This window comes from Bacteroides caecigallinarum, assembly GCF_016902295.1.
Classification (GTDB): domain Bacteria; phylum Bacteroidota; class Bacteroidia; order Bacteroidales; family Bacteroidaceae; genus Phocaeicola; species Phocaeicola caecigallinarum_A.
Window position 1 is genome coordinate 1 of record NZ_JACJLQ010000099.1, and the last position, 1,632, is coordinate 1,632.

Annotated in this window: 2 protein-coding genes; both read left to right on the top strand. The window is 38.4% G+C overall.

Annotated features, from left to right (window positions below; all coding sequences use genetic code 11):
- The first annotated feature begins 166 nt into the window (after positions 1 to 166).
- On the top strand, positions 167 to 391 hold the full coding sequence (locus H6A27_RS14290; RefSeq protein ID WP_121767178.1) for a hypothetical protein: 225 nt from the start codon (positions 167 to 169) through the stop codon (positions 389 to 391).
- A 17-nt stretch (positions 392 to 408) separates the two neighbouring features.
- Complete coding sequence (locus H6A27_RS14295; RefSeq protein ID WP_239469722.1) at positions 409 to 1,605, top strand: hypothetical protein; 1,197 nt, start codon at positions 409 to 411, stop codon at positions 1,603 to 1,605.
- Positions 1,606 to 1,632: the final 27 nt, after the last annotated feature.

The window sequence follows — 1,632 nt, forward strand, 5'->3', positions numbered from 1 at the left end:
TAGGGTGTCCAGTTCTACGTTCCTAAAAACGTAGTACAAAACGCCCTCGTTATTGTTAATACAATGCTCTTAAATTCAATGCTTTAATAAGCAAAATTGCTCTTTGAAAGTTTGTGTATTTCATTGATTTTTAGTATCTTAGTTGAATAATTTAGAACTAAAAGCAATGAAAAAAGTAGATTCAAAACCCCATAAAGAAACCCTGGAAGAAGAGGTTAAACGTCTTCGTAAAGAAAATGCCAAACTCAAATCTCAGAAAGCAGCCAAAGAGGCTAAGCTTAAGGAGACAAGGAAGGAACTTAAAAAAAAAGACGTAAAGACCGTGACTGTGACCGAAGAACAAATGAAATTGTTATCGACCCTATTCCCGGACATAGATACTCTCTTCTGATTGTTCAGCTTTGTGTATTGATTTACATTCGTACCAACTGCGGCCTTCGCACTGTAGTGAAGATACTTGAAATCTTCAATGATGTGCTTGAAGGAAAATGTGGAAAAGTACCATGCTATAACACCGTAGAGAACTGGATGAAGAAACTTGGATTATCCGCTTATGAGAATGACAGCAAACCTACAGACAAAAAGTTTGCGTATATCATTGACGAAAGCATCATGGTTAATCGAGAGAAACTTCTTCTAATTCTTGGTGTTCCTGCTGAACATCCCGGCCGACCTCTTAAGCATGAGGATGTGACGGTTGTCAGTATGAAATCCGGCGGTAGCTTTAAAGGTGACGACATCAAGCAAGAGATTGAGAAATCCATTAAGGAGATTAAGGCTAAACCTGAATATGTAATCAGCGATCAGGCTCACAATCTCACAAATGGAATTTCGCAATCAGAGTTGTTGCACCATATCGACATCAGTCATGCCATGGGTACATGCTTTAAGCATGCCTATGGTAACGAGCCTGATTTTGTGGATTTTACTACTCTTCTTGGAAAGGTCAGATTGCAATATCATCTTACAGATAAAGCTTATCTTTTACCGCCCAATATGCGTAGTATTGCCAGATTCATGAATTTGAACTCATGGGTGGACTGGGGTAACAAAATGCTTGGCTGCTTTGGCAATCTCCCAAAGGAAATGCAGGACGCATATTCTTTTGTTCCCGACTACAAGGAACTGTTGGTTGAATTGAAAATTGCTGTTGATGCAGTTGAATATATAGAAACAATCTGTAAAACAGAAGGTTTTAACCTTGCTAACTGTAAGAAGTGCAAGAGATATATCACCCAGCACGTAATAGGCAATGCAAACAACCGTAGAGCCATGTTTGGAATCAGGGTTCTAGAGTACCTTAAGCAGCAAGAAGAGAAGTTGAAGAGCTCTTATGAAGCACACAATATCTCTTCTGATATCATTGAATCAACATTCGGTGTATTCAAACAAAAAAAGTCGCCAAACAAATTGTACGGCATTACTCCTTTTGTCCTGTTTATACCGTTACACGCAAAACTCAAGAACGATTCTGCCACTAAAACATTTAATTTCAAAGAGCGATTATGTAATGTTAAACTAAAGGACATTGATGCTTTTGCAAAGAAGCACATGTCCATAAACTGGGTTACAGAACGTACCAAACAGCTTAAAAATGTAGGCTAAATTGGGAACGTTAAACTGGACACCCTA

What these genes read in the sequence shown, in the direction of transcription:
- H6A27_RS14290 (WP_121767178.1), top strand. Translation starts at nt 167, where the DNA reads ATGAAAAAAGTAGATTCAAAACCCCATAAAGAAACCCTGGAAGAAGAG.